Origin of the sequence: Ruminobacter amylophilus, from assembly GCF_900115655.1 — a bacterium.
Taxonomy (GTDB): domain Bacteria; phylum Pseudomonadota; class Gammaproteobacteria; order Enterobacterales; family Succinivibrionaceae; genus Ruminobacter; species Ruminobacter amylophilus.
In genome coordinates this window covers 1-1,746 of sequence record NZ_FOXF01000098.1, presented here as the reverse complement: position 1 = coordinate 1,746, position 1,746 = coordinate 1, and the positions used below count along the sequence as shown (strand labels likewise).

Here is a 1,746-nt window from a genome sequence, read left to right as displayed (position 1 = left end):
TGATTGGTATATGGAGTAAATAATGAGATATTGAAACAAGATGTGCTCAATATTTGCACATCTTATATAGTATTATTAATTGGGAAAGTTCTATTCAATTTTAAATAACCCTATTTGCTTACACGCATACTGTACACGAGACAATTCAACCATAATGGTTTTCTCCGCTTCGTTTTTTCCGAACAGGAGAAGCCGCAATGGCAAAAAAAGTTAAGGGTAACTTTACCCAAAATCCAAACAGATTACAGAAGGAGTTTTTTGTACCTTGTGAAGTGTTGTCAGGTTCCTAACAAACACGGTATTTTAATCAGATGTCCTGATAGCAACAAATGCTCAGACTGCCCTTTTGGCGTAAAAGCAGAAGACCGTCGGTTAACCATAGTGAATTACAGCGAACCGGAGGAACTAGCCATTAGCATCTCCGCTCTTGATGGCATTGAGAATGAAATGGATCTTGAACTCATCTCTAAAGAGATTAACAGGAAAGATCCCAAAGCCGGCAGAGTCTTTGACTTGTTAGCCTTTCATGGATATCAACTTGAAGGCATTGCGCGTTCAGAAAAACTCAATACAAAACTATCATTCATGAGTGCAGTGCAAAAGTAAAATCAGGGCATTTTAGGAAAAAGTGAATGGTTAAAATAAAGGCTTTGCGCCTCTGATTTTTGTTCAAAACCGATTTTTGCATTACACTCATTCATCATAATACATCTCGTAATTGAAATTTTCCGCCAGCAGTTTACTCCAGTATTGTTTCTGCTCATCGGTCATTTTTTTATAATCAAGTTCGAAAATTTCTTTGCCATACTGGTCTTTCATATTCTTGTTGGAATATACAGTCAACCAACAGTACAGTTTTTCTGGCGAAAAACTCATAAAATCCTCAGCAGAATAATTCACAGGTTGGTGTTTTTTTACGTGTTTTTTTATAAAGTATTCATCACCGTCAACAAATCCGAACGAAATAGAATTAAAATGCTTGTATTTATCATGATTATCCTTAATGTATTTTTTCAGTATCTTTCCTGCTTCCTTTAATACCTTTTCCCAAGGAAGTCCTGAGTCACATATTAAAAAAGGATTATCACGACCAATAATTAATTTTTCGTCATCTAAACAGGCTTCAGCAGTGTACATATCATCATCTTCATAAAGATTAATAAGAAGAGATGAATATTTCACTAGTTCTAAATGATCTAATTCTTCCAAAAGATTTTCTAACATTTTTGTACTCTGCGCTATTGGCTTTAAAACCTCAACAAAATTGACAAACAGAGGCATCGTAATTATTAATTTTGCCTTGTAATTGTTTAAGCAATCACTTGCATGCAAAATCTTCCACATAGAGCGTAAATGCTAACAGCAAAACATTAGAGGGTTACGCACTATGTTCTACATCGATTTTACCACACAGGATGGCAAAACCTACCGCAATAATAAAATTGGGCCTTTCTTATCCGAAATTGCCCCCTATAATGTGTAGTACACGAGGCAGAAGTTAAATTGTCCCTGTTAGCACATCAGTAAGAGATGAAAATAAAGTCGGATCAGTTAGTTTGGACTTTCTCCCTTTACGAACTCTCTGCTTAAACATAGTAAGGTTCACTTCTGCGTCATTTCTTAATTTTAGATTTAGCTGTTGAAGAATTTCTGTAGAACGATCGAAAAAGTTGACCACTAAAACGATCAGAAGTTGACCACCCTTATTTTAATTTAAACGTTAATTCTTTGCCAATAAATTTGCTT

The 1,746-nt window shown here is 35.1% G+C and carries 2 protein-coding genes; one reads left to right on the top strand and one right to left on the bottom strand.

Annotated features, from left to right (window positions below):
- The first annotated feature begins 381 nt into the window (after window positions 1–381).
- Entirely contained in the window at window positions 382–606 is a 225-nt protein-coding gene (locus BMY80_RS12155) for a hypothetical protein (RefSeq protein ID WP_143066542.1), read from the top strand.
- An 87-nt stretch (window positions 607–693) separates the two neighbouring features.
- On the opposite strand, the gene BMY80_RS11885 is transcribed toward BMY80_RS12155, so the two are convergent.
- The gene (locus BMY80_RS11885; RefSeq protein WP_143066541.1) at window positions 694–1,344 is read right to left on the bottom strand and encodes a hypothetical protein; all 651 of its coding nucleotides are present in this window, start codon (window positions 1,342–1,344) and stop codon (window positions 694–696) included.
- Window positions 1,345–1,746: the final 402 nt, after the last annotated feature.